Source organism: Flavobacterium sp. AC105, from assembly GCF_979258495.1.
Genome location: NZ_OZ409860.1, coordinates 3,485,443 through 3,506,518 on the forward strand (window position 1 = coordinate 3,485,443; position 21,076 = coordinate 3,506,518).

At 32.8% G+C, this 21,076-nt stretch carries 24 protein-coding genes; 13 read left to right on the forward strand and 11 right to left on the reverse strand.

Translation table 11 applies throughout. The annotated features are described in order from the left end of the window. Nucleotides 1-25: 25 nt before the first annotated feature. The 4 genes from ACZ0AH_RS14200 to rpsF form a co-directional block, all read right to left on the reverse strand. Nucleotides 26-499: a DUF6495 family protein gene (locus ACZ0AH_RS14200; RefSeq protein ID WP_463476451.1), complete on the reverse strand. Its 474-nt coding sequence runs from the start codon at nt 497-499 to the stop codon at nt 26-28. A 139-nt stretch (nt 500-638) separates the two neighbouring features. Next, a complete protein-coding gene (gene rplI / locus ACZ0AH_RS14205) occupies nt 639-1,079 on the reverse strand; it encodes a 50S ribosomal protein L9 (protein ID WP_463476452.1) in 441 nt (146 codons plus the stop codon). A gap of 65 nt (nt 1,080-1,144) precedes the next feature. Further along, nucleotides 1,145-1,441, reverse strand: a complete 297-nt coding sequence (gene rpsR / locus ACZ0AH_RS14210; RefSeq protein ID WP_002987043.1) for a 30S ribosomal protein S18 — start codon at nt 1,439-1,441, stop codon at nt 1,145-1,147. A 5-nt stretch (nt 1,442-1,446) separates the two neighbouring features. Continuing rightward, nucleotides 1,447-1,788 (reverse strand): 30S ribosomal protein S6, encoded by a 342-nt coding sequence (gene rpsF / locus ACZ0AH_RS14215; protein ID WP_007810575.1) that lies wholly within the window; start codon nt 1,786-1,788, stop codon nt 1,447-1,449. 177 nt (nt 1,789-1,965) lie between these two features. Between rpsF and ACZ0AH_RS14220 the strand changes: the two genes are divergently transcribed. Beyond that, the gene (locus tag ACZ0AH_RS14220) at nt 1,966-2,664 is read left to right on the forward strand and encodes a LytR/AlgR family response regulator transcription factor (RefSeq protein WP_026729423.1); all 699 of its coding nucleotides are present in this window, start codon (nt 1,966-1,968) and stop codon (nt 2,662-2,664) included. A gap of 2 nt (nt 2,665-2,666) precedes the next feature. Here ACZ0AH_RS14220 and priA read toward each other — a convergent pair whose 3' ends face one another. The 5 genes from priA to nadC form a co-directional block, all read right to left on the reverse strand. Continuing rightward, nucleotides 2,667-5,117 carry a replication restart helicase PriA gene (gene priA, locus ACZ0AH_RS14225; protein ID WP_463476453.1) on the reverse strand — a complete coding sequence of 817 codons (2,451 nt, stop codon included), beginning with the start codon at nt 5,115-5,117 and terminating at the stop codon, nt 2,667-2,669. Between the two features lie 119 nt (nt 5,118-5,236). Then, a complete protein-coding gene (bla-B1-FLAV, locus tag ACZ0AH_RS14230) occupies nt 5,237-5,995 on the reverse strand; it encodes a subclass B1 metallo-beta-lactamase (RefSeq protein ID WP_463476454.1) in 759 nt (252 codons plus the stop codon). An 18-nt stretch (nt 5,996-6,013) separates the two neighbouring features. Next, nucleotides 6,014-6,445 (reverse strand): DUF2147 domain-containing protein, encoded by a 432-nt coding sequence (locus ACZ0AH_RS14235; RefSeq protein WP_463476455.1) that lies wholly within the window; start codon nt 6,443-6,445, stop codon nt 6,014-6,016. Between the two features lies 1 nt (nt 6,446). Next, complete coding sequence (locus ACZ0AH_RS14240; RefSeq protein WP_463476456.1) at nt 6,447-7,370, reverse strand: YihY/virulence factor BrkB family protein; 924 nt, start codon at nt 7,368-7,370, stop codon at nt 6,447-6,449. Between the two features lie 69 nt (nt 7,371-7,439). Further along, entirely contained in the window at nt 7,440-8,297 is an 858-nt protein-coding gene (gene nadC / locus ACZ0AH_RS14245) for a carboxylating nicotinate-nucleotide diphosphorylase (RefSeq protein WP_463476457.1), read from the reverse strand. A gap of 218 nt (nt 8,298-8,515) precedes the next feature. Between nadC and ACZ0AH_RS14250 the strand changes: the two genes are divergently transcribed. From ACZ0AH_RS14250 to rlmH, 9 genes are all read left to right on the forward strand, one after another. Next, the gene (locus tag ACZ0AH_RS14250) at nt 8,516-9,838 is read left to right on the forward strand and encodes an esterase/lipase family protein (protein ID WP_463476458.1); all 1,323 of its coding nucleotides are present in this window, start codon (nt 8,516-8,518) and stop codon (nt 9,836-9,838) included. 175 nt (nt 9,839-10,013) lie between these two features. Then, nucleotides 10,014-11,114, forward strand: coding sequence for a DNA alkylation repair protein (locus tag ACZ0AH_RS14255; protein WP_463476459.1), 1,101 nt, complete (start codon nt 10,014-10,016; stop codon nt 11,112-11,114). A 27-nt stretch (nt 11,115-11,141) separates the two neighbouring features. Continuing rightward, on the forward strand, nt 11,142-11,897 hold the full coding sequence (locus tag ACZ0AH_RS14260) for a YwqG family protein (RefSeq protein ID WP_463476461.1): 756 nt from the start codon (nt 11,142-11,144) through the stop codon (nt 11,895-11,897). 227 nt (nt 11,898-12,124) lie between these two features. Then, nucleotides 12,125-13,006, forward strand: a complete 882-nt coding sequence (locus tag ACZ0AH_RS14265; RefSeq protein ID WP_463476462.1) for a pirin family protein — start codon at nt 12,125-12,127, stop codon at nt 13,004-13,006. A 2-nt stretch (nt 13,007-13,008) separates the two neighbouring features. Continuing rightward, nucleotides 13,009-13,404, forward strand: coding sequence for an OsmC family protein (locus ACZ0AH_RS14270; protein ID WP_463476463.1), 396 nt, complete (start codon nt 13,009-13,011; stop codon nt 13,402-13,404). Between the two features lie 6 nt (nt 13,405-13,410). Further along, nucleotides 13,411-13,695, forward strand: a complete 285-nt coding sequence (locus tag ACZ0AH_RS14275; RefSeq protein ID WP_463476464.1) for a GNAT family N-acetyltransferase — start codon at nt 13,411-13,413, stop codon at nt 13,693-13,695. 230 nt (nt 13,696-13,925) lie between these two features. Then, nucleotides 13,926-15,344: an amidohydrolase family protein gene (locus ACZ0AH_RS14280; protein WP_463476465.1), complete on the forward strand. Its 1,419-nt coding sequence runs from the start codon at nt 13,926-13,928 to the stop codon at nt 15,342-15,344. 166 nt (nt 15,345-15,510) lie between these two features. Continuing rightward, nucleotides 15,511-15,813, forward strand: coding sequence for an antibiotic biosynthesis monooxygenase family protein (locus tag ACZ0AH_RS14285; protein WP_463476466.1), 303 nt, complete (start codon nt 15,511-15,513; stop codon nt 15,811-15,813). A gap of 95 nt (nt 15,814-15,908) precedes the next feature. Continuing rightward, nucleotides 15,909-16,382 carry a 23S rRNA (pseudouridine(1915)-N(3))-methyltransferase RlmH gene (rlmH, locus tag ACZ0AH_RS14290; RefSeq protein WP_029269532.1) on the forward strand — a complete coding sequence of 158 codons (474 nt, stop codon included), beginning with the start codon at nt 15,909-15,911 and terminating at the stop codon, nt 16,380-16,382. A 41-nt stretch (nt 16,383-16,423) separates the two neighbouring features. Here rlmH and ACZ0AH_RS14295 read toward each other — a convergent pair whose 3' ends face one another. Continuing rightward, nucleotides 16,424-17,056, reverse strand: a complete 633-nt coding sequence (locus ACZ0AH_RS14295) for a hypothetical protein (RefSeq protein ID WP_463476467.1) — start codon at nt 17,054-17,056, stop codon at nt 16,424-16,426. A 155-nt stretch (nt 17,057-17,211) separates the two neighbouring features. Then, nucleotides 17,212-18,036: a dihydropteroate synthase gene (gene folP, locus ACZ0AH_RS14300; RefSeq protein ID WP_463476468.1), complete on the reverse strand. Its 825-nt coding sequence runs from the start codon at nt 18,034-18,036 to the stop codon at nt 17,212-17,214. 230 nt (nt 18,037-18,266) lie between these two features. Here folP and ACZ0AH_RS14305 point away from each other — a divergent pair, with 230 nt between their 5' ends. From ACZ0AH_RS14305 to ACZ0AH_RS14315, 3 genes are all read left to right on the forward strand, one after another. Next, nucleotides 18,267-18,806, forward strand: a complete 540-nt coding sequence (locus ACZ0AH_RS14305) for a DUF1599 domain-containing protein (RefSeq protein ID WP_463476469.1) — start codon at nt 18,267-18,269, stop codon at nt 18,804-18,806. 83 nt (nt 18,807-18,889) lie between these two features. After that, on the forward strand, nt 18,890-20,011 hold the full coding sequence (locus ACZ0AH_RS14310) for a BT_3928 family protein (RefSeq protein WP_463476470.1): 1,122 nt from the start codon (nt 18,890-18,892) through the stop codon (nt 20,009-20,011). A 139-nt stretch (nt 20,012-20,150) separates the two neighbouring features. Next, nucleotides 20,151-20,819 carry a dienelactone hydrolase family protein gene (locus tag ACZ0AH_RS14315; protein WP_463476471.1) on the forward strand — a complete coding sequence of 223 codons (669 nt, stop codon included), beginning with the start codon at nt 20,151-20,153 and terminating at the stop codon, nt 20,817-20,819. Nucleotides 20,820-21,076 lie beyond the last annotated feature (257 nt).

Below are 21,076 nucleotides of genomic sequence, written 5' to 3' on the forward strand. Positions count from 1 at the left end.
CCCTTTTAGAATTATTTAAAGAAACTTACGATTCAATAATCGTATTAATTTGCGTGAATAATTGTCCATCACTTAAAAAAGCGCCCTGCTGGATCAATTCAAAAATAGAAGCATTTCTATCCTCTGTAAATACCTTCTTGCCTACTTTCATCTCTATGTTCTCCGTAAACATATTATCGCTCAGCCATTGCAGACCATCTTTAGTCAAAAAGTCGGTTTCAGAAACAAGTGATTTTAAAACGATAGATTGCACATCTTTTTCAAAACATTTAAATAAGAAAATATGGTTCTTAGAAAAATGTTCTAAATATTCTGCCCTGGACAAAACACCTTCCCAGATTAAATCTGAAAAAACATCCAGTTCCTGCTCCGCAACTTCAGGTTTATTTATTTTAAGAGAATCCCATTCTGCTTTATCAATCGTTTGTGTGGCTAAAAAATTAGCAAATTCTGCATGCAATTCGTCAAATTGCTCTTTTGTTAATCTTGCGTATTTCATTTCTTATTAGGCTTTATAAGTTATATTATAAACTTTAAGCAAAAACACTTAGTGCAAATGTCCATAAGTCTAATTCATAACTTCTTTAAACAAAAAAAATCCCGATTCGCATCGGGATTTTATATAATACTTAAAACTATTACTTTTCAGCGATAATTTCGTATGGTAAATCAACGATAACATCTCTGTGTAAACGGATGCTGGCAGAATATTTTCCAGTACGTTTAACAATACCGCTAGTAATGAATTTTCTATCAATAGCGTTACCTGATTTTTCTAAAGCTTCAGCAATGTCGATGTTTGTGATAGAACCAAAAAGTTTCTCTCCACCAGCTTTTGCAGTAAGTTTAATTTCAAGAGCTTTTAAAGTTTCAGCTAATGCTTTTGCATCACCAACAACTTTAGCTTCTTTGTGTGCTCTTTGTTTTAGGTTTTCAGCCAATACTTTCTTTGCAGAAGGTGTAGCCAATTGCGCGAATCCTTGAGGAATTAAAAAGTTACGACCGTAACCAGCTTTAACTGATACTACATCATCTTTAAATCCTAAGTTTTGTACGTCTTGTTTTAAAATAAGTTCCATGTTGTTGTCCTTATATTTTAGAAGTTAGGTTCTGCTTAACAGAAACCAGCGACTAGAGTTTTTAATTATTTTAATAAATCGGCCACGTATGGCATTAAAGCTAAGTGACGGGCTCTTTTTACAGCTACAGAAACTTTTCTTTGGTATTTCAATGAAGTTCCGGTTAAACGGCGAGGAAGAATTTTTCCTTGCTCATTAACGAATTTCAATAAGAAATCAGCATCTTTATAATCGATATATTTGATTCCTGATTTTTTGAAACGACAATACTTTTTAGTTTTGTTAGTTTCAATGTTTAAAGGCGTTAAATATCTGATATCTCCGTCTTTTTTTCCTTTTGCAGATTGCTCTATTGTAGACATAATAATTAAGCTTTAGTAGATTTTAATTTGGCTCTTCTTCTTTCAGCCCATGAAATAGCATGTTTGTCTAAACTTACAGTTAAGAAACGCATAACTCTTTCGTCACGTCTAAATTCAGTTTCAAAAGCAATTAGAACTTCTCCAGCTACTTTGAATTCGAATAAGTGGTAAAAACCACTTTTTTTGTTTTGGATTTCGTAAGCCATTTTTTTCAGACCCCAATCCTCTTTCGATACCATTTCAGCTCCTCTACTAGTAAGAAATTCTTCAAATTTCGTTACTGTTTCCTTCACCTGAACCTCAGATAAAACGGGATTTAAAATGAAAACAGTTTCATAATGATTCATAAATACAATATTTATTTGTTAAAATTGGGTGCAAAAGTAACCATTAAATTTAAATATACAACATCTTTTTTCATTTATTCGATATAAAGTAAAAAATCATCGCTCAGTTTAGGTTTTTTTTCAAAAATATAATACATTTACTATTGCTATCCTGAATTTATTATAAATTTAATTGTTATGAAACTAAACTGTGTTGTTGTAGATGATAGTTCTATACAGAGGACAATTATTGCGAAATTAGTCAATAATCACCCGGGCTTGCATTTGATTGGGGACTTTTCTAACGCAATAGAAGCAAAAAGTTGTATCTCTTTGAATAATATTGATCTCATATTTCTCGATATAGAAATGCCTGTTATTAACGGTTTTGACTTCCTTGACGGACTAAAATCAAAGCCTCAGATTATTTTTATCACTTCTAAAGCCGAATATGCTTTAAAAGCTTTTGATTATGACGCTACCGATTATCTTCAAAAACCAATCGCTGTAGATCGCTTTAATGCTTCTGTAAAAAGGGCAATTGATATGCATCTCCTTAAAAAAGAAGTTAAAGAAGAAGAAGGCGAACATATTTTCATCAAAAGCAACCTTAAAAAACTTAAAATTTTTACCGCTAAAATCAAATGGATTGAAGCGTTTGGAGATTATGTAAGAGTGGTTACCGAAGATGACAGTAATCTGGTACTTTCGACAATGAAATCTTTTGAAAATGATCTCTCAAAAGATAAATTTATCCGTGTACACAAGTCTTATATTATTAATATCGATAAAGTAGAACGCTTTAACAGCAAATTTGCAGAAATAGGTATTACTAAAATTCCCCTTAGCCGAAACAAAAAAGAAGATTTAGTAAAAGCATTGTCAACCTCATCGTAATTTTAATAAAAATCGACATTGGCAATAACTTTTATAGCTCTGTAAGGAGCAACTGCTTCAAAACTATTTAACATTTTCTGAATAGTTTTTTTTGTGCTTCCTAATGGCAGATTTTGCGGAATCTTAATTAATATAGTTCTTATATATTCATTTCTGATTCTGCTGATCGCTGGTTCTTCAGGCCCTAAAACCGGCATATTCAGGTTTTGACTTAAAACCTGATACAGCCACATAGATCCTTCCTTTAATTTATCAAAATCACAGTGCTTTAAAGTCAGCTTTATAATCCTGAAATAAGGCGGATATTTATAGATTTGGCGATCGTATAATTGCTCCTTATACATACCTATATAATTATGCATTGTAACCTGCTGTATAGTATTATGATTTGGATTATAGGTTTGAATTACTACTTTTCCTTGTTTTTCTGACCTGCCGGCTCTTCCTGCGACCTGCGTCATCATCTGAAAACTTCGCTCAAAAGCCCTGAAATCAGGATGATGCAGCATATTATCAGCATTCATAATCCCAACCAGACTTACGTTATCAAAATCCAATCCTTTGGCCAGCATTTGTGTTCCTACCAAAATATCAATTTCCCTGTTTTTAAAGGAATCAATAATTTTCTCAAAACCAAATTTCCCACGTGTCGTATCCTGGTCCATTCTTCCGGTTTTCGCTTTCGGAAAAAGAGCTATTAATTCCTGCTCAATTTGCTCTGTTCCAAAACCCTTTGTAGTCAGATCGATACTCGAACAACTATGACAATGCGTTGGTTTTGCAATCGAATAACCACAATAATGGCAGCGCAATTGATTTTTATGTTTATGAAAAGTAAGACTTACATCGCATTGCTGGCAATGTGGTACGTGCCCGCAAGTCATACATTCTATTATAGGAGAATATCCTCTTCTGTTTTGAAACAAAATGATTTGTTCACCCAAAGACAAAGCTTCGGTAATTTCTTCGATTAAAAGATCGCTAAAATGCCCCGTCATTCTTTTTCTGAAATGCTTGTCTTTCAAATCAACCAAAACAATTTCAGGCATTCGAACATTATTATAACGTTCGGTTACGTTAACCAAACCATATTTGTCGGTTTGCGTATTAAAATAGGTTTCAATACTTGGAGTTGCAGAGCCTAAAAGCACTTTGGCCTTATGAAAATTAGCCAAAACAATAGCTGCATCCCTGGCATGATATCGTGGGGCAGGATCAGTTTGCTTAAAAGTCTGTTCATGTTCTTCATCAACAATTAGCAAACCCAAATTAGCAAAAGGCAAAAACAAAGCCGACCTCGCTCCTATTACAATCTGTGCTTTGTCAGCATTTTCAAGTGTTTGTTTCCAAACCTCAACTCTTTCGTTATTACTATATTTTGAATGAAAAACAGCTACTTTGTCTCCAAAATGAAGTCGCAAACGAGAAACTAATTGCGTTGTAAGTGCAATTTCCGGCAACAAATACAAAACTTGTTTTCCTGTAACTAAATATTCTTCAATTAGTTTTATATAAATCTCTGTTTTTCCGCTTGACGTAACACCATGAAGCAGGCAAACTTCTTTTTCTATAAAACTTTCTTTTATGGATGCAAAAGCTGTTTCCTGGGCTTCACTTAATTGTAACTGATTTTCAGAAGCTTTTCCTTCAAAAGAAACACGATCGTGCTGCAAAAGATATTCTTCAAAAATTTCTTTATCAATTAAAGCTTTTACGATTGCTGAAGTTGAATTTGAAAACTCAACAAGTTTTTTTACTGTAATAGGTTTCTTTTCAGAAGCCATAATCTGAAAATAAGCCAAAACTATTTCCTTTTGTTTATGGGCACTTTTCAGTACTTCCAGCAATTCTCCAAGACCATTCTCTGATTCGTATTTTGCATGCAATTTTACATACCGAACCAATTTTGGCTTGTAACTTTCTTTTATTTCTTCTTCTAAAACAATAATATCTTTTGCCAATAGTTTTTGAAGAATGGGCAGAATATTTTTTTTATTTAAAATAGAAGCAATTTCATGAACCTTAAGTGAACTTTGATGCTGCAACGCCTCATAAATCAAAAATTCATCATCAGAAAGTTCAGAATCATTTACAACAACATCCGCTTTATGCGAAATAATCGTTTCACTTTCTAACAATAATCCGCTTGGGAAAGCACCACGATACACATCGCCAATGCCACACATATAATAATTGGCAACCCAAAGCCAGTGTTGAATCTGAATTTCTGTGGCAATAGGTTTTTCGTCTAAAATTTGATGGATTTCTTTTGCATCGTAAAGCGTTGGTTCATTCTCATGTGTGTCGAGTACCAAAGCGGTGTATATTTTACTTTTTCCAAAAGGTACCGAAACGCGCATTCCTTTTTTAATGAAATGAAATTCTGCCTCAGAAACACGATATGTGAACGTTTTGGCTAAGGAAAGAGGCAAAATAACTTCGACAAAAAACATGTAAATATTTTAGAGGATTTGAATAGCAAAACTACTCATAAAATTAGATTTTTCGGTAATAAAGATAAGATCCAATATCTATAAAAAATATTTTTAATTGCATTAGAATTTAAAATAAATTACTTTTTACCTGATGTTTTACCCAAGGCTTTTGCTGCATTATATTCCTGAACCAACTTCAAAGTATGATTTAAGGATTGCGTGTTCTTCCAATCCTCATGACCCGGAATAATATAGATTGGATTTTTAAATTTTGACTTTACTTTTTTAATAGATTTCTCCCATTCTTTTACATCAGAATCAGCCAGATAACCTAAATCTTTTGCATCGGCACTTTTTATAAAACAAGCTCCGTAAAGCACTTTTTCTTTATCAAACCAAACCACAATATTATCTGATGCATGGCCTTTTCCGGGATAATAAACCTCAAAAGTATGCTGACCAACTGTAAAAGTAGTATCGTTAGGAATTATAAATTCTGCTCGTTTTTTGCCTTCTTTCTCAAGAATTTTATCCGTCAATTTAATAGTATACGTTTTGATTCCTTTTTGTCTGTAAAAGTCCAAACCTCCGGCCCTGTCATCATGCGAATGCGTGGCAAAACACATCACGACATCTTTATTGTGTTTTACTTTTATACTGTCTAATAAAGGCTGAAACTGCGTTTCATCCCAAGGAGCATCAAACAACACAACACCTTTATCTGTAACGAGATACAAAGCATTTGCAGAAATCAGAGTGCCGTTATAATCATGAAAGGTTCTATAAACATAAAAGTCACCCGTAAGATGACTTATTTGTAATGGCGAATTCTTAGATTGTCCAAAACTATTTGACAATATGGCTAAGAATAAAAATATCGATGCTAATTTTCGCATTTTATTTTATCAAAAAAATTAGTTTTTCACTCGCGTCCAATATTGTGTTCTTCCCATAATTGAAATTCCAACATAACCGCGAAGTTTTAATTTATCAGCAGAATCTAATGTGATATAACATTTGTACTTTTTTCCGTTTGTAGGATCTAAAATTGTTCCTCCGCTATATTCTGAACCGTCTTTTTTAAGACTGTTAATAATCACCATTCCTAAAATAGGTTTGTTTTTTTCTGCACCATCACAACTAGTACATATATCTTTCTTATGATCGGCACGAAGTATTTCTACAACTTTACCGTATACCTTTCCTGATTTTTCGTAAATCTCTACTACAGATTTTGCTTCGCCCGTTTCATCATCAATGGTTTTCCACTTTCCAATAACACTCTGGCTTTGAATTGTGCCTAATGTCAGAAAGAAAACACCGATCGTTAACATCCAATTTTTCATACTATTTATTTTTTTTTTGTTTTAATTTTCTGATTGTAGCGTTCAATTCGAACCCTAAAAGCAGAATCATACAGTTTATCCAAATATAAAACATTAGAATTAATAATGTCCCTATCGAACCATAAAGTTCGTTATATTTTGAGAATTTTATAACCCAAATCCCAAAAAAGAACGAAGATATAACAATTAAGATGGTTGTAAAGACAGATCCAATGCTAATAAAAGGTACTTTATTGTACTGTTTTGTTCCGTAACGCAATAATATTGAAGACGTTACAAGTATCATGCCGATAACAAACAAATATCGCCCTAAAATAATAAGCGGAATCCGATCACTCAATACATCCTGAATGATTGTTTTTTGAATAAAAACCTCAAAAACGACAATTGTTGCCACTGTTACAAACAATATAATTGTCATCACAAGAGAAATTGCCAACGCCACTAAATACTGACTAAAAAAACCTCTTTTATCAAAAACATGTTTCGAAGATTCAAAACCGCTCAGGATTCCGTTTACACCATTTGCCATTAAGAATATAGAAAGCAAAAAACCCGATGATAACAAGCCTGAGTGACTATTATTTAAAATATCGCTGATAATTTTATTAATAGCATCATAGGTATTTGGAGGCACACTTTGCTGCACAAAAAGCATAAAATCGCCCTGAAAATTATCAATAGGAATATATGGAATTAAGTTTAATATAAATAGTGCAAATGGAAATAAGGCCATAAAAAAGCTAAAAGAAACAGCACTCGCATGATACGAAAAAGCGCCCTCAAGAATACCAAGAGTATACATTTCGAGCAAATCGTACAGCGAAAAACCTTCTAACCAAGGCAGTTTTACATTCTTTAAAAGCCTTACGACAGAGCGTAATACAGGAACTTTTTCAATCCGGGCTTCTATTTCCTGAGACATAATTTATTATTTTAGATTTAGTCCCGAAGCCTCGGGATAGATTTTATATTTCATAATAAAACTCATAACTTAAAATGCCTTTAGGCTCAAATCCATATTATAAACCGAATGCGTTAATGCTCCGGATGAAATATAATTTACACCGCACAATGCATATTCACGAATCGTTTTTTCATTGATATTTCCGGAAGATTCTGTTTGGCATTTTTTACCTATTAATTCAACCGCCGTTTTGGTATCTTCATAATTAAAGTTATCGATCAAAATTCTGTGAACACCATCGCTTAAAAGAATCTCGCGGATTTCATCTAAATTTCTGGCCTCAACAATAATTTTCAAATCTAAATGATTGGCTTTCAAATAATCTTTGGTTTTCTTGATTGCCAGCGTAATTCCGCCCGCAAAATCAATATGATTATCCTTCAGCATCACCATATCATAAAGTGCAAATCGATGATTTTCTCCTCCTCCTATCTTTACCGCCCATTTTTCTGCAGCCCTAAAATTTGGAGTTGTTTTACGCGTATCTAATATTTTAGCGCCGGTTCCTTCTAATAGCTCAACGTATTGATTTGTTTTTGTGGCAATTGCAGACATACGCTGCATCGTGTTCAAAACCACTCGTTCTGCCTTTAAAATAGATTGTGAGCTTCCGGAAACCTCAAAAACAACATCGCCGTATTCTACATGCGTTCCGTCTTCAATAAACGTTTTGATTTTTAATTTTGGATCTACATATTCAAAAATCATTTTTGCAAGAGCAACACCCGCAATAATTCCCTGATCTTTCACTAATAATTTAGCTTGTCCATGTGCCGATTCAGGAATACATGCCAAGGAACTATAATCGCCCGTGCCCACATCTTCGCGAATTGCGTTACTAATTAATAGTTGTAATTCAGTTTGAAATTGTACTTCACTAATCATTTTTTCTAAATTTTATGAAATGCTAAAGTAGGACATATTTTGGGTATTTGAAAGTTTCAACTTGAAAAGAAGCAATAAAAAACCTATAATCTACACAAAGGAAATGCCTTAAATTATTTATCTAAAAACTTTTGCGGGTCGGTTTTTTTTGCACTAATAAAGACTTTTGCGCCTTTAAAAATCCATTTAATAAATTTTTTAATTTCAACTTTCTGTGTATGAAAAAAATTATTCTATTTCTATTTTGCGTAACCATTTTCTCTTCTTGTGAAAAAGAAGATTTTACTTCAGAAGTAAAGACTGAGTCTACTGCAAAAAAACTGACAACTACTGATTTATCAGCTTATCCAACCAAACGCCAGAACACGTATCCTATAGTATTAGTACACGGAATGTGTGGCTGGGGTCGTGATGAAATGTTAGGCTACAAGTACTGGGGAGGACTTGGAGATACTCAAACTTACCTAAATCTTAATGGTTATCAAACCTTTACGGCATCAGTTGGTCCATTATCAAGTAACTGGGACCGTGCCGTGGAACTTTATTACAATATCGTAGGCGGAAGAGTCGATTATGGTGCAGCACATGCTTTAAAACACGGACATAATCGTTTTGGCGAAACATACCCGGGATTTTACAAACAATGGAGCGCTACAAACAAATTACATTTTGTTGGGCATAGTTTAGGAGGAGCATCTCCAAGATTTCTAATTCAATTATTAGAAAACGGAGACGCAGATGAAATGGCTTATGTTCCTGCTAAAGGTGAAGCTCCAACCTCTGATTTATTCAAAGGAAATAAAAAGAATTGGGTAGCGAGTCATACTTCTATTGCAGGTGTACAAAATGGTGCGCTAACTGTAGATTCTGATTCTTTTAGAGAACAGCTTATGAAAATGATTCTTAGTTTGGGAGCTGTTGGAGGAATTGGACTGGAGCAAAATACTTTTTACAATTTTGACCTTGGACAATGGGGATTACAAAGACAGCCTAAAGAATCTGTAAAAGCATATTTTGACAGGATATTTGCTAAAACAGCATCTGGAGCACCAGCAACAGCTCGTTTCTGGGACTCAAAAGACAACTGCATGTATGATATGAAAGTAACCACCATGCAACAACAAAATGAGTGGGTAAAAAGCTCTCCTAATGTGTATTATGCATCATATACATTCAATGATACAAAGCAGCAATCTAACGGAAATTGGGCTCCATTACCAAGTATGAGCTTATTATTTCAACTTGAATCAGCTAATATAGGTAAAACTAGTGCAAACTTACCAGAAGGTTTCAACAGCTGGAGACCAAACGATGGTCTTGTAAGTGTAGTATCTAGTCAATATCCTCTAGGTCACGATTATGTATTAATGGATCCTGTTAACAGAAAATTAGCGCCAAAAGGAGTTTGGGATGTTCACCCTACTATTGTAGGCCAAGATCACTTAAGCGTTGTAGCTCCTGATCTTATACAATCTACAAATATTTGGTTAGATAAATTTTATCTTGGTATTGCAAAAGATTTATCTTGCCTGCCAAAATAATATTCTAAAATTTATAATATAATAAGCCGGAAAACCAATTTTAATTATTGATTTTCCGGCTTTCTGTTTTAATAAAGTTCCTATTCAATTAAAATGTTTTCTATAAAATTTTGCGGAATTAAATACAACAAAAGCGATAAACATTAGATATCTTTGAAATTCAATTTACTATAAAATGGGATTAATTAAAGATATTTATTCAGTTACTTTTTACGAAAAATTTGGTCAGGCTGTCGCCGAAGTACATCCAACTTTCAACAAACAAAAGTTCATAGAAACCATTTACGAAGGAGATTTTATCCAAAAAGAATGGAAAGACCGAATGAAACATACTACGGTTGTTTTGCATCAATTTATGCCTGAAAATTTTCCTGAAGCAGTTTCTTTAATTGATAAAATCATAAAAAATCTAAAGAAAAATCAATTTACCGAAGGAAATCTGGCCTTCATCTTTTTTGCCGATTATATCGAAACATATGGTTTAGATGACTTTAAAACTTCGGCAAAAGCCTTTGTTTCCATCACACAATTTATAAGCTGCGAGTTTGCCGTTCGCCCTTTCATTTTAAAATATAAGGAAAAAATGATCGAAGAAATGACAAAATGGTCGCTGCATGAAAATCATCATGTAAGACGATTAGCCAGCGAAGGAAGCCGACCAAGATTACCGTGGGCAATGGCGATTCCGTTCCTCAAAAAAGACCCTGCCTCTATCCTGCCCATCTTAGAAAACCTAAAAAACGATCCTTCAGAATATGTCCGCCGAAGTGTTGCTAATAACTTAAATGATATTGTAAAAGATAATCCTGAGATTGTATTAGAAATCGCTTCAAAATGGCGCGGCATCAGCAAAGAAACTGATGCAATTATCAAACACGGTTGTCGCACGTTATTAAAACAAGGACATCCTAAAATCCTGAGTCATTATGGTTTGGAAAGTACTAATATTGAACTTTCTGATTTTGAAATTAAAGCGCCTGTTGTAAAAATTGGTGATTATCTTCAGTTTCAATTTCATTTAAATAACAAAAATGAAGAAGCAAAAAACATTCGCTTAGAATATGCCGTTCACTACAAAAAATCAAAAGGGCATCTGGCTAAAAAAGTCTTTAAAATCAGTGAGAAAATGTATCAACCCAATCAATTAACTAAAGTTGATCGAAACCAGTCTTTCAAACTCATCACAACTCGTGTTTTTCATACCGGAATGCATCAATTGTCTATTATTATAAATGGTACTGAAAGTGAAGCACTAGAGTTTGAATTAATTGAATAACAAAAAACTAAGCCTAAAAAACATAAAATGATATTTCCAGATCATCTAAAAGAATTTGAAAGCGATTTATTAAAATACAAATTAGATTTTATTAAAATTGATGCAAAACCAATAGAAACAGAAACTATTTTAAATTTTACTCAAAGCAAATTTTTAGGAAAACCATATTTGCCAATCGGATTTGAATATCCAAAAGACAAGTCTGGAAAACCTATGATTTTGTTAGCACAATTAAACTTTTCAGAAATTCCACAATTAGAAAATTATCCTGAGAAAGGTATTCTTCAATTTTATATTCCATCAGAAGACTGGTACGACATGGATGATTATAAAGTTTTATACCATACAGAAATCGAAAACAATCAAACTAATTTTGATTTTCTAACGGAAGAATTATATTCAGATTTTCCTGTTTATTGTGAACATAGTTTAACTTTTTCAAAACAAGAAGAATATGGCGGAACTATGGATTTTCGATTTGATTTTGATTTCAACGGGTTAGATTATTGGGAATTTGAAGAGAAATTAAATGAAGATCAAAAAAAAGAAAACGAAAAATTATTTTCTAATGAAGGACACAAAATAGGTGGTTATGCCTATTTCACTCAAAGTGATCCGAGAGATTATGATGAAAAATCCAAGAATGATATTCTACTCCTTCAAATCGATACTGATGAGGAAATTATGTTTGGTGACAGTGGAGTTGCAAACTTTTTTATAAATAAAGAAGATTTAATCAATAAAAACTTTGAAAAGGCTTATTTTAATTGGGATTGCTGTTAATCAATTTAGCACTTTTATTATTTAAAAATTAGCACAAATTGCATTAATTTCTACCACTTAATCTGTGTTAATTCGTGAAATTCGTGTTATCTTTTTAATTCTAATGAAATCCTTATAATTCTATTTCTTACTTTTATAATGAATACCAGAAACAAATTTTCTTAACCTAAATTAAGTTACAGATTGCGACCACAACTGTAATTTTGCTTTTAACTAAAACGAATACCATGTCAAATATCAGTTTAATTATCGAAGAACGTGCTGCCAATATTGGCAATTTTATGGTAGGCAGATTATTGCCTTTCCGTGAAAAAAGAGCCGTTGGACCATTTGTATTTATCGATCATATGGGACCGGCACATTTAAGTGATCACGAAAATATGGATGTTCCGCCGCATCCGCATATCGGACTTTCGACTTTGACATTTTTGTTTGAAGGAAGCATTATGCACCGCGACAGTTTAGGAACCGAATTAGAAATAAAACCAGGCGCCGTAAATTGGATGACGGCTGGAAAAGGAATCGTACATTCTGAAAGAACGCCTGAATATTTAAGACATTCTGATAAAATGCTCCATGGATTGCAAATTTGGGTTGCGTTACCAAAGCAATTAGAACAAATGGAACCTAATTTTGCGCATGTAGAAGCTGATGATATTCCGGGTTGGGAAGAAGACGGCGTTTCCTATAAATTAATAGCCGGAGAAGCATTTGGAAAAAAATCACCAGTTCCGGTTTATAGTCCGTTATATTTTATTGAAATTAAAAGTACTGAGGCTAAAAAAATAGACATTGGGAAAGATTTATTCGGCGAAAGCGGATTGTATATTTTAGAAGGAAGCATTAAAAGTGACGGACATGTTTACGACCCAAAACAAATTCTAATTACAAACAACAGTACTTTATGCGAGTTTGAATTAGCAGAGAATACGACTGTTTATATTTTTGGCGGAATACCTTTTCCTGAAGAACATTTTATCTTCTGGAATTTCGTTTCTTCGGATAAAAACCTCATCGAAAAGGCGAAAAAAGACTGGACAGAACAAACTTTCCCAAAAGTTCCGGGCGAAACCGAATTTGTGCCATTACCAGAACCCAGAATCAAATAAATATGGATACTATAACAGCACAAATTGATACACGTTTGTATCGAACGGAAATAACCTCTGCAAGTGGAAATATTCTCATAGCCGATGAACCTCAGGAAATTGGAGGCAAGAATTTGGGATTAAATCCAACAGAACTTTTGGCGGCCTCATTGGCATCCTGCACCGTAATCACTTTACGAATGTATATCAATCGGAAACAATGGAACGTATCAGAAATCAATGTAAAAATTGATTTTGAAAGAGATTCCGAGCGAAATGTGTCCTTATTTACCCGAAAAATCAAGGTAATTGGTGAAGTCGATGAAACACAAAGACAAAGATTGGAAACAATCGCCAACAGTTGCCCAATACACAAAACATTAACACATTCTATCGAAATTAAAACCGTATTAATATAACTTATCATGGAAATAAATCAAATTAACGACATAAAAAGAGGCTATTTTGAAGCCGTAGAAGACGGAAAAGAAGCCGGAAAATTAACATACACCTGGGCTGGAGATTCTAAATTCATCATCGATCATACAGAAGTTAGTGAAGAATTTAATGGAAAAGGCGTTGGTAAAAAACTCGTAATGGCAGCCGTTGATTACGCCAGAAATAAAAATCTGAAAATTATTCCGCTTTGTCCTTTCGCGAAAAGCGTTTTTGATAAAACAGAGGAAATTCGTGATGTGTTGTATTCGTAAGGTTCTGAGGTTCTGAGTTGCTAAGGTTCTAAGATTTTTTACCGCAAAGTCCGCAAAGAATTACGCAAAGTTCGCAAAGTTTTATAGGTAAAGCTTTGCGAACTTTACGTTTGTATTAAGTATTTCAGATAAAAAATCTTGCGTTCTTTGCGGTAAAATCTACATCCGAAAATCACATTTTCAAATCTCCTCAAAAACCATTACATTTGCATGTAATTTAAACTTAGAGTATGACGAGGATAATTACACTTTTCTGTTTTTTTATAGCACAAATCGGCTTTTCTCAAACGGCTGAAAATTATTTAGAAAAAATTAGAAATAACGAAGCGCTCTTAACCGCTTTCTTTCAACAAATGCCAAAAGGCGGCGATTTACACCATCATTTTTCGGGATCAATTTATGCAGAACCTCTTTTAGAAAGAGTAATTGCAGAAGATTTTTATTTGAATTTAGAAACAATGGAAGTCGCTAAAACAAAACCTTCAAAAGGCAATTGGCAAAATTTCTCTTCTCTTAAAAACGAAGGCAAACTGCCTTTCTACGAACAACAAGTCATACAAACCTGGTCAGCTAAAGATTATAATGGATCTGTTCCTTCTGATGATTTATTTTTTGACTCTTTTCTAAAATTCGAACCTGGTATTCAAGGTCATTTTGCCGAAGGAATGCTCGAACTAAAAAAACGTGCTATTGCCGAAAATGTAAGTTATATCGAAACACAATTATCAACAATTCCTTGTGATATGAATGTTGCTGATTTAACTGATTTTAATTCGAAATTACGTCAGGCTGCAACTCAAAAAGATGAAAAAACAGTTCTGAAACTTTTAGATGAATTGTATAAAGCTATTCAACAAAAAGATGCTAAAAAATATGCAACGGATTTCAATACTAATTTCATCGCAAAACTGCATAAAGAATTAAAAATTGATGACGAAAAATTTACAATGCGTTATCAAAATTTTGTACTTCGTTTTATGGATCCTGTTGATTTGTTCAAAAACTTAACCATCGCTTTTATTTCTGCAAACGACAGCAAATTAGTTGCCGGCGTCAATATCGTTTCTCCGGAACATGGCGAAAATTCCATGAAAGATTATTGGCTTCATATGGTCATGTTTAAATATTGTCACTCAAAATTTCCTGATGTAAAGTACACGTTGCATGCTGGAGAATTGACTTTAGGATTGGTTCAGCCCGAAGATTTAACGTGGCATATTAATGACGCAATTCACGTTGCCGGTGCAAACAGAATCGGACACGGAGTTGATATTGCATACGAACAAAACGCATACGATTTGTTGCGCTATATGGCAAAAAACAACATTCCGATTGAGATTAATTTAACGAGTAACGAATTCATTCTGAAAGTAAAAGAAAACAGACATCCGTTTACACTTTACAAAGAATTTAATGTGCCAATTGCAATTAGTACAGACGACGCCGGAATCTTAAGAACGAATATGACGGAACAATATGTTTTGCTTGCCAAACGATATCCTGATGTTTCGTACGCAATTATAAAACAATACGTTTACAACAGTATCAATTATAGTTTTATTCAGGATGCGTCAGTTAAAAAACAATTATTGAAGGATTTAGACACAAGATTTAAAACTTTTGAAGATAAATTTCTAAAAACTAAATAACTACCTCTGTGTAAAAATATTGCCCACAGATTTAACTGATTTAGCTGATGAACACAGATTTTTTTAGATAAATATTAAAAATAAAATCTGCCAAATCTGCTAAATCTGCGAGAGACAATTTTTTCTCGCAGATTTAGCAGATTTGGCAGATAAAATTGAATTTACAATGATTTTAGAAGCCGCATTCCTTTATGTAAAACCAGAATTAGCAACTCAATTTGAAGCTGATTTTGCAAAAGCAAGTCAATATATTTCATCAATTGATGGTTATTTAGGACATCGTCTAGAGAAATGTCTTGAAGTCGAAAATAAATATCTTTTACTAGTAGACTGGAACGCACTCGAAGATCATACGGTAGGTTTTAGAACATCTGAAGCGTATTTAGAATGGAAAAAGATCCTGCATCATTATTATGAACCCTTTCCTGTTGTAGAACATTTTGAAACCGTTTTTGAGAACAAAAAATAGCCCATAGATTTTACGGATTGAACGGATTAACACAGATTTTTTTATTTTTTAATTTGTGAAAATTCGTGCAATTAGTGGCAGAAAAAAATAATAAAATGAACATCAAACTTATCGCCATTGGCAAAACCGACAATAAATCGCTTCAAACTTTGATTGACGATTACACCAAACGTTTGTCGTTTTATATCAAATTTGATTTAGAGATAATTCCGGATATCAAAAACGTCAAGAATTTATCTGAAAGCCAGCAAAAAGAAAAAGAAGGCGAATTGATTCTTTCAAAATTAACACCAACAGATCAGTTGATTTTATTGGACGAAAACGGAAAAAACTTCTCAAGTGTTGGTTTCTCTGAAGAATTACAAAAGAAAATGAACTCCGGAATCAAAACGCTTGTTTTTGTAATTGGCGGCCCTTACGGATTTTCGGATACGGTTTACAGCAAAGCGCAGGGAAAAATTTCGCTTTCGCTAATGACATTTTCGCATCAAATGGTTCGTTTGTTTTTTATCGAACAATTGTACAGAGGATTTACGATTTTAAGAAATGAACCTTATCATCATCAATAAAAAGGTTTGTTTCAGGTTTTCTTTGTTTAAGGTTTCAAGTTTTAATAAATGAATTCTACTGGGAGTTTATCAAGGTTGTACGACACAAATTTTTGCAGTAAAATTTTATGTTGAATGTACTCTTCATAACTCATGTTCTTATCAAATAAAAACACTAAATCTGGTACTCTTTCAAATTTTATACTATAAAAATATTTCAATATTTCTGATATTTTTATTTCCTTATTCCCCATCAAAACTTGTTCTTTTCCTTTTCTAAAATAAAAAACAAAAGTTCCTTGAGTTGGTTTTTCTGTTTTATAATACACTTTCGTGAAAGGTAAAAAGGCCATATTCTTCCCGATAGAATCTGCGTAGGAATAATAATTTTCGGCTTTTTCGTTTTTATGGGCGCTTTCTGCTCGCTTTTTTTCCTGAAGTTTCATTACTTCCGGAATTACCAATCTTAGTGGCAAACGTTTGTCGATATTGAAAATCCAGTTGGTTGAAATAATACTATTTTTTCGGTTTACATCTGCGATTGTATCTTTTCCTTCAGTTTTAAAAAAGATGTAAATTGGTGAATGATCTTCGACATTTTTTACAATTGAAACATTTGATTTTGGTAATAAAACGTCTTTTTTTTCTTCGCACGAAAAAAGAAGAATTATAAATATTAAGCTAAAGTATTTCATGTTTATTTTTAGTTAAAATATTAATTAACTCAAAGTTTGTCATTCCGAGGAACGAGGAATCTCAGCAAGAAACTCTGCAAAGAACAGCAATCCTTGTCGATTCAGCAACGGAGATTCCTCGTTCCTCGGAATGACAAACTTCACGATTATCCGCATTAATAACCCATTTTCTCAAACAAAGCAACACATTCCACAGCTTCTTTTACATCATGAACGCGCAGGATTTTTACACCTTTTGTCAATGCAATTGTGTTGAGAACCGTTGTTCCGTTTAAGGCTTCCTGCGCTGAATTACCAAGTGTTTTATAAATCATTGATTTTCTTGAAACTCCGGCTAAAATTGGCAATTCTAATACATTAAAAAGTTCCATTTTTTGTATAACTTGATAATTCTGATCAGTTGTTTTGGCAAATCCGAAACCTGGATCTAAGATTAAATCATTAATTCCAAGGCTTCTAGCGTGTTTTACTTTTTCAGAAAAATAGAAAAGCATTTCTTTGACAATATCATCATATTGTGTCAAACTTTGCATCGTTTGCGGATTTCCACGCATGTGCATCATGATGTACGGAACATTATATTTGGCAATAACATCAAACATTTTATTGTCTAATTCTCCGGCTGCAATATCGTTTATAATCGCTGCGCCACTTTCTATACTTGCTTTTGCTACCTCAGCCCTAAAAGTATCAATTGACAATAACGTTTCCGGAAAATGCTTTAAAATCAATTCGATTGCAGGAACAATACGTTCTATTTCTTCTTGTTCTGTAACAAATTCGGCACTTGGTTTGCTTGAATAAGCGCCAATATCAATAAAAGTTGCGCCTTCAGACAACATCTTCTCAACTTGTGAAACGATTTCATCTTCATTTTTGTACTTTCCTCCGTCAAAAAAAGAGTTTGGCGTTACATTCAAAATTCCCATTACTTTAGGAATCGACAAATCAATAAGTTGTCCTTTGCAGTTAATTAACATTTTTGTTTCAAGTTTTTATTTGTTTCAAGTTTCAAGTTCACACAGATTGCGCAAGTTCCAAAACTTGAAACTTCAAATCTTAAACTTGAAACCTTTCATTATTTCAAGTTTCAAATTGTCGGCATTAACACTTTGTTAAGAAAAAACTTGAAACAAAGAAAACCTGAAACTTGAAACTCTTTAATATTATGCCTATTTTTGAAGAAATTTTAGCAAATATACAGCAATAAATGAAGAATACTTCCCTTGAATATGATAATGTAATTACGGTTTGCCGTACTTTATTTATCAATAAAATGAAAGATTATGGCAGTGCCTGGCGCATTTTAAGATTGCCTTCACTGACCGATCAAATATTCATAAAAGCACAAAGAATCAGAAGTTTACAGGAAAATGAAATCCGTAAAGTTGATGAGGATGAAAAAGGAGAATTCATCGGAATCATTAATTATTCGATTATGGCTTTGATTCAGCTGGAATTGGGCGTTGTTGATCAGCCTGATTTGGATGTAGAAAAAGCAACCGAATTATACGACGCTAAAATTAAAGCAACCAAAGAGTTAATGGAAGCCAAAAATCATGATTATGGCGAAGCCTGGCGTGAAATGCGCGTGAGTTCATTGACTGATTTGATTCTGCAAAAATTACTTCGCGTAAAGCAAATCGAAGACAATAAAGGTAAAACTTTGGTTTCTGAAGGAATTGATGCTAATTATCAGGATATGATTAATTATTCTGTTTTTGCGCTCATTCTTGATTCATTAAAATAATATTTTCAGCCACGAATTTCACGAATTTACACAAATTAATTCGTGTTACTTCGTGAAATTTGTGGCAAAAAAAAACACAAAACATGAAAAACATCATTACTCAATTCTCAAGACTATTTGTCGGCGTATTATTTATCATTTCAGGATTAATTAAACTCAATGATCCTGTTGGATTCTCTTATAAACTAGCTGAATATTTTAGCGAACCGGTTTTTAATATGCCATTTTTAGAGCCATTAGCGCTGGGATTAGCAATCTTTTTAGTAATTCTTGAAGTAGTTTTGGGAGTAATGTTATTGGTAGGTTACAAATCTAAACTTACAATTTGGGCTTTGTTATTACTAATTGTTTTCTTCACGTTCCTTACCTTCTACTCCGCTTATTTTGATGTCGTAAAAGATTGTGGATGTTTTGGAGATGCTTTACATTTAACGCCTTGGCAATCCTTTACAAAAGACATTGTATTAGTTTTCTTTATTGTGATTTTATTTATTAATAAAGAATTAGTAAAACCATTATTCTCAAAACCTGTTACAAATATCATTACTTATGCAAGTGTTGTTTTGTGCATATTTATGGCAGTTTGGGTATTAAATCATAATCCGATAAAAGATTTCCGTCCTTACAAAGTGGGAACAAACATCGAGAAAGGAATGGAAATTCCGGAAGGAGCTCCAAAATCTGTAGTCGAAATGACTTTTATTTATAAAGTAAATGGCGTTGATAAAGAATTTACCGAAAAAGATCTGGCAAATATTCCCGCAGGTGCCACTTTTGTTGACAGAAAAGACAAAGTAATTACGGAAGGTTATGTGCCGCCAATTCACGATTTTACGATGACAAAAGAGGATTCTGATTACAAAGAAGAATTGTTGAAAGAACCAAAATTACTAGTTTTTGTAACCTATGATTTGACTTTATCAAATCCTGACGGAATGAAAAAATTAGAAGGTTTGAGCAAAGAAGCAAAAGCAAAAGGCTATAAAGTTATTGCGATGACAGCTTCAGGAGCTGATGAAATTGCAAAGGCTAAAAAACAATATGGTTTAGATGTTGACTTCTATTTCTGCGACGCAACAGCTTTAAAAACAATCGAAAGAGCAAATCCAAGTATCGTTGTTTTACACAAAGGAACCATAGTTCAAAAAGTACATTATAATGATATTAAGGATTTAAAATTATCTGATGTTTCGTATAGCCTTTAAAAAATAATAAATAATATAAAGAGCGCCAATATTTATTGGCGTTTTTTTTTTGCTTTGAAATTAAAAAATAAGAAAATTTAAGCGTAAACTATTTTTCTTACATTTGTTAAAAACCATTCCAAAAAAACAACCTGATTTTATGAAACAACTTCAAAGATTCTTCTTATTTTTTTTATTTACTTTTTCTAATATTTTTATAGCTTTCAGTCAGGAAAAAACACCAAACAAAGATAAAGGCTGTATATTCTTTTTGCACAATAAATTTGTTGAAGAAAATGATTTGAATACTCCACATCCCGAATATGGAAAAGCAGAATACAATGAAATTTTGGCTTCTTTCAGAAAAGATAATTTTATTGTTTTTAGCGAAATCAGAAAGAAAAATACAAATGCAGCAAAATATGCGGAGAAGATTGTCAAGCAAATTAAAAAGCTTCTTAAAGAAGGGATTTCTCCGAATAAAATTACTGTAATCGGAACTTCAAAAGGCGGTTATATTGCCCAATATGTTTCGACTTATTTAGCAAATCCGGATGTGAATTTTGTTTTTATTGGATGTTTTAGAGATTCTGATATCGAGGAAATTCCGGAGATTAATTACTGTGGAAATATTTTAATGATTTATGAAGAATCAGATATTTATGGTGTTGATGCTACTAAAAGAAAAGAAACTTCAAAATTGAAAATAAATCATTTCAAACAAATCGAATTGCATACGAATCTGAAACACGGTTTTTTATACAAAGCTTTAGATGAATGGATTGCTCCAAGTAAAAAATGGGCAAATGGCGATTATGATTTGAATTAAAAATCACAAAAAAAATATTCCAAAAAAGTCTTTAGTAAATTCTAAATCAGAATAATTATTGAAGACTTTTTTTATGCAGATCTGACGTTTTTTTGCTTCCAAAATTTCATCTTCGATAAAAAAATATCGCTTTTTTATCCTTTTAAAAAGTTGAGATTTAAAAATTCAGTCAAAATTGAAGTTTTTACGGCCAACTATTACGATTTCATTCCGCTTTTTTTAACCGAAATTTCCCGTTTTGTGATAAAATAAACGAG

Excerpts from the sequence above, each read along its gene's own strand:
- rlmH (WP_029269532.1), top strand. The coding sequence starts at position 15,909 with ATGAACATCAAACTTATCGCCATTGGCAAAACCGACAATAAATCGCTT.
- ACZ0AH_RS14315 (WP_463476471.1), top strand. The coding sequence starts at position 20,151 with ATGAAACAACTTCAAAGATTCTTCTTATTTTTTTTATTTACTTTTTCT.
- ACZ0AH_RS14235 (WP_463476455.1), bottom strand. The coding sequence starts at position 6,445 with ATGAAAAATTGGATGTTAACGATCGGTGTTTTCTTTCTGACATTAGGC.
- nadC (WP_463476457.1), bottom strand. The coding sequence starts at position 8,297 with ATGATTAGTGAAGTACAATTTCAAACTGAATTACAACTATTAATTAGT.
- ACZ0AH_RS14305 (WP_463476469.1), top strand. The coding sequence starts at position 18,267 with ATGAAGAATACTTCCCTTGAATATGATAATGTAATTACGGTTTGCCGT.
- ACZ0AH_RS14240 (WP_463476456.1), bottom strand. The coding sequence starts at position 7,370 with ATGTCTCAGGAAATAGAAGCCCGGATTGAAAAAGTTCCTGTATTACGC.
- rplI (WP_463476452.1), bottom strand. The coding sequence starts at position 1,079 with ATGGAACTTATTTTAAAACAAGACGTACAAAACTTAGGATTTAAAGAT.
- bla-B1-FLAV (WP_463476454.1), bottom strand. The coding sequence starts at position 5,995 with ATGCGAAAATTAGCATCGATATTTTTATTCTTAGCCATATTGTCAAAT.
- ACZ0AH_RS14260 (WP_463476461.1), top strand. The coding sequence starts at position 11,142 with ATGATATTTCCAGATCATCTAAAAGAATTTGAAAGCGATTTATTAAAA.
- ACZ0AH_RS14250 (WP_463476458.1), top strand. The coding sequence starts at position 8,516 with ATGAAAAAAATTATTCTATTTCTATTTTGCGTAACCATTTTCTCTTCT.
- ACZ0AH_RS14285 (WP_463476466.1), top strand. The coding sequence starts at position 15,511 with ATGATTTTAGAAGCCGCATTCCTTTATGTAAAACCAGAATTAGCAACT.
- ACZ0AH_RS14220 (WP_026729423.1), top strand. The coding sequence starts at position 1,966 with ATGAAACTAAACTGTGTTGTTGTAGATGATAGTTCTATACAGAGGACA.
- rpsF (WP_007810575.1), bottom strand. The coding sequence starts at position 1,788 with ATGAATCATTATGAAACTGTTTTCATTTTAAATCCCGTTTTATCTGAG.
- ACZ0AH_RS14200 (WP_463476451.1), bottom strand. The coding sequence starts at position 499 with ATGAAATACGCAAGATTAACAAAAGAGCAATTTGACGAATTGCATGCA.
- ACZ0AH_RS14280 (WP_463476465.1), top strand. The coding sequence starts at position 13,926 with ATGACGAGGATAATTACACTTTTCTGTTTTTTTATAGCACAAATCGGC.
- folP (WP_463476468.1), bottom strand. The coding sequence starts at position 18,036 with ATGTTAATTAACTGCAAAGGACAACTTATTGATTTGTCGATTCCTAAA.
- ACZ0AH_RS14310 (WP_463476470.1), top strand. The coding sequence starts at position 18,890 with ATGAAAAACATCATTACTCAATTCTCAAGACTATTTGTCGGCGTATTA.
- ACZ0AH_RS14265 (WP_463476462.1), top strand. The coding sequence starts at position 12,125 with ATGTCAAATATCAGTTTAATTATCGAAGAACGTGCTGCCAATATTGGC.
- priA (WP_463476453.1), bottom strand. The coding sequence starts at position 5,117 with ATGTTTTTTGTCGAAGTTATTTTGCCTCTTTCCTTAGCCAAAACGTTC.
- rpsR (WP_002987043.1), bottom strand. The coding sequence starts at position 1,441 with ATGTCTACAATAGAGCAATCTGCAAAAGGAAAAAAAGACGGAGATATC.
- ACZ0AH_RS14270 (WP_463476463.1), top strand. The coding sequence starts at position 13,009 with ATGGATACTATAACAGCACAAATTGATACACGTTTGTATCGAACGGAA.
- ACZ0AH_RS14275 (WP_463476464.1), top strand. The coding sequence starts at position 13,411 with ATGGAAATAAATCAAATTAACGACATAAAAAGAGGCTATTTTGAAGCC.
- ACZ0AH_RS14295 (WP_463476467.1), bottom strand. The coding sequence starts at position 17,056 with ATGAAATACTTTAGCTTAATATTTATAATTCTTCTTTTTTCGTGCGAA.
- ACZ0AH_RS14255 (WP_463476459.1), top strand. The coding sequence starts at position 10,014 with ATGGGATTAATTAAAGATATTTATTCAGTTACTTTTTACGAAAAATTT.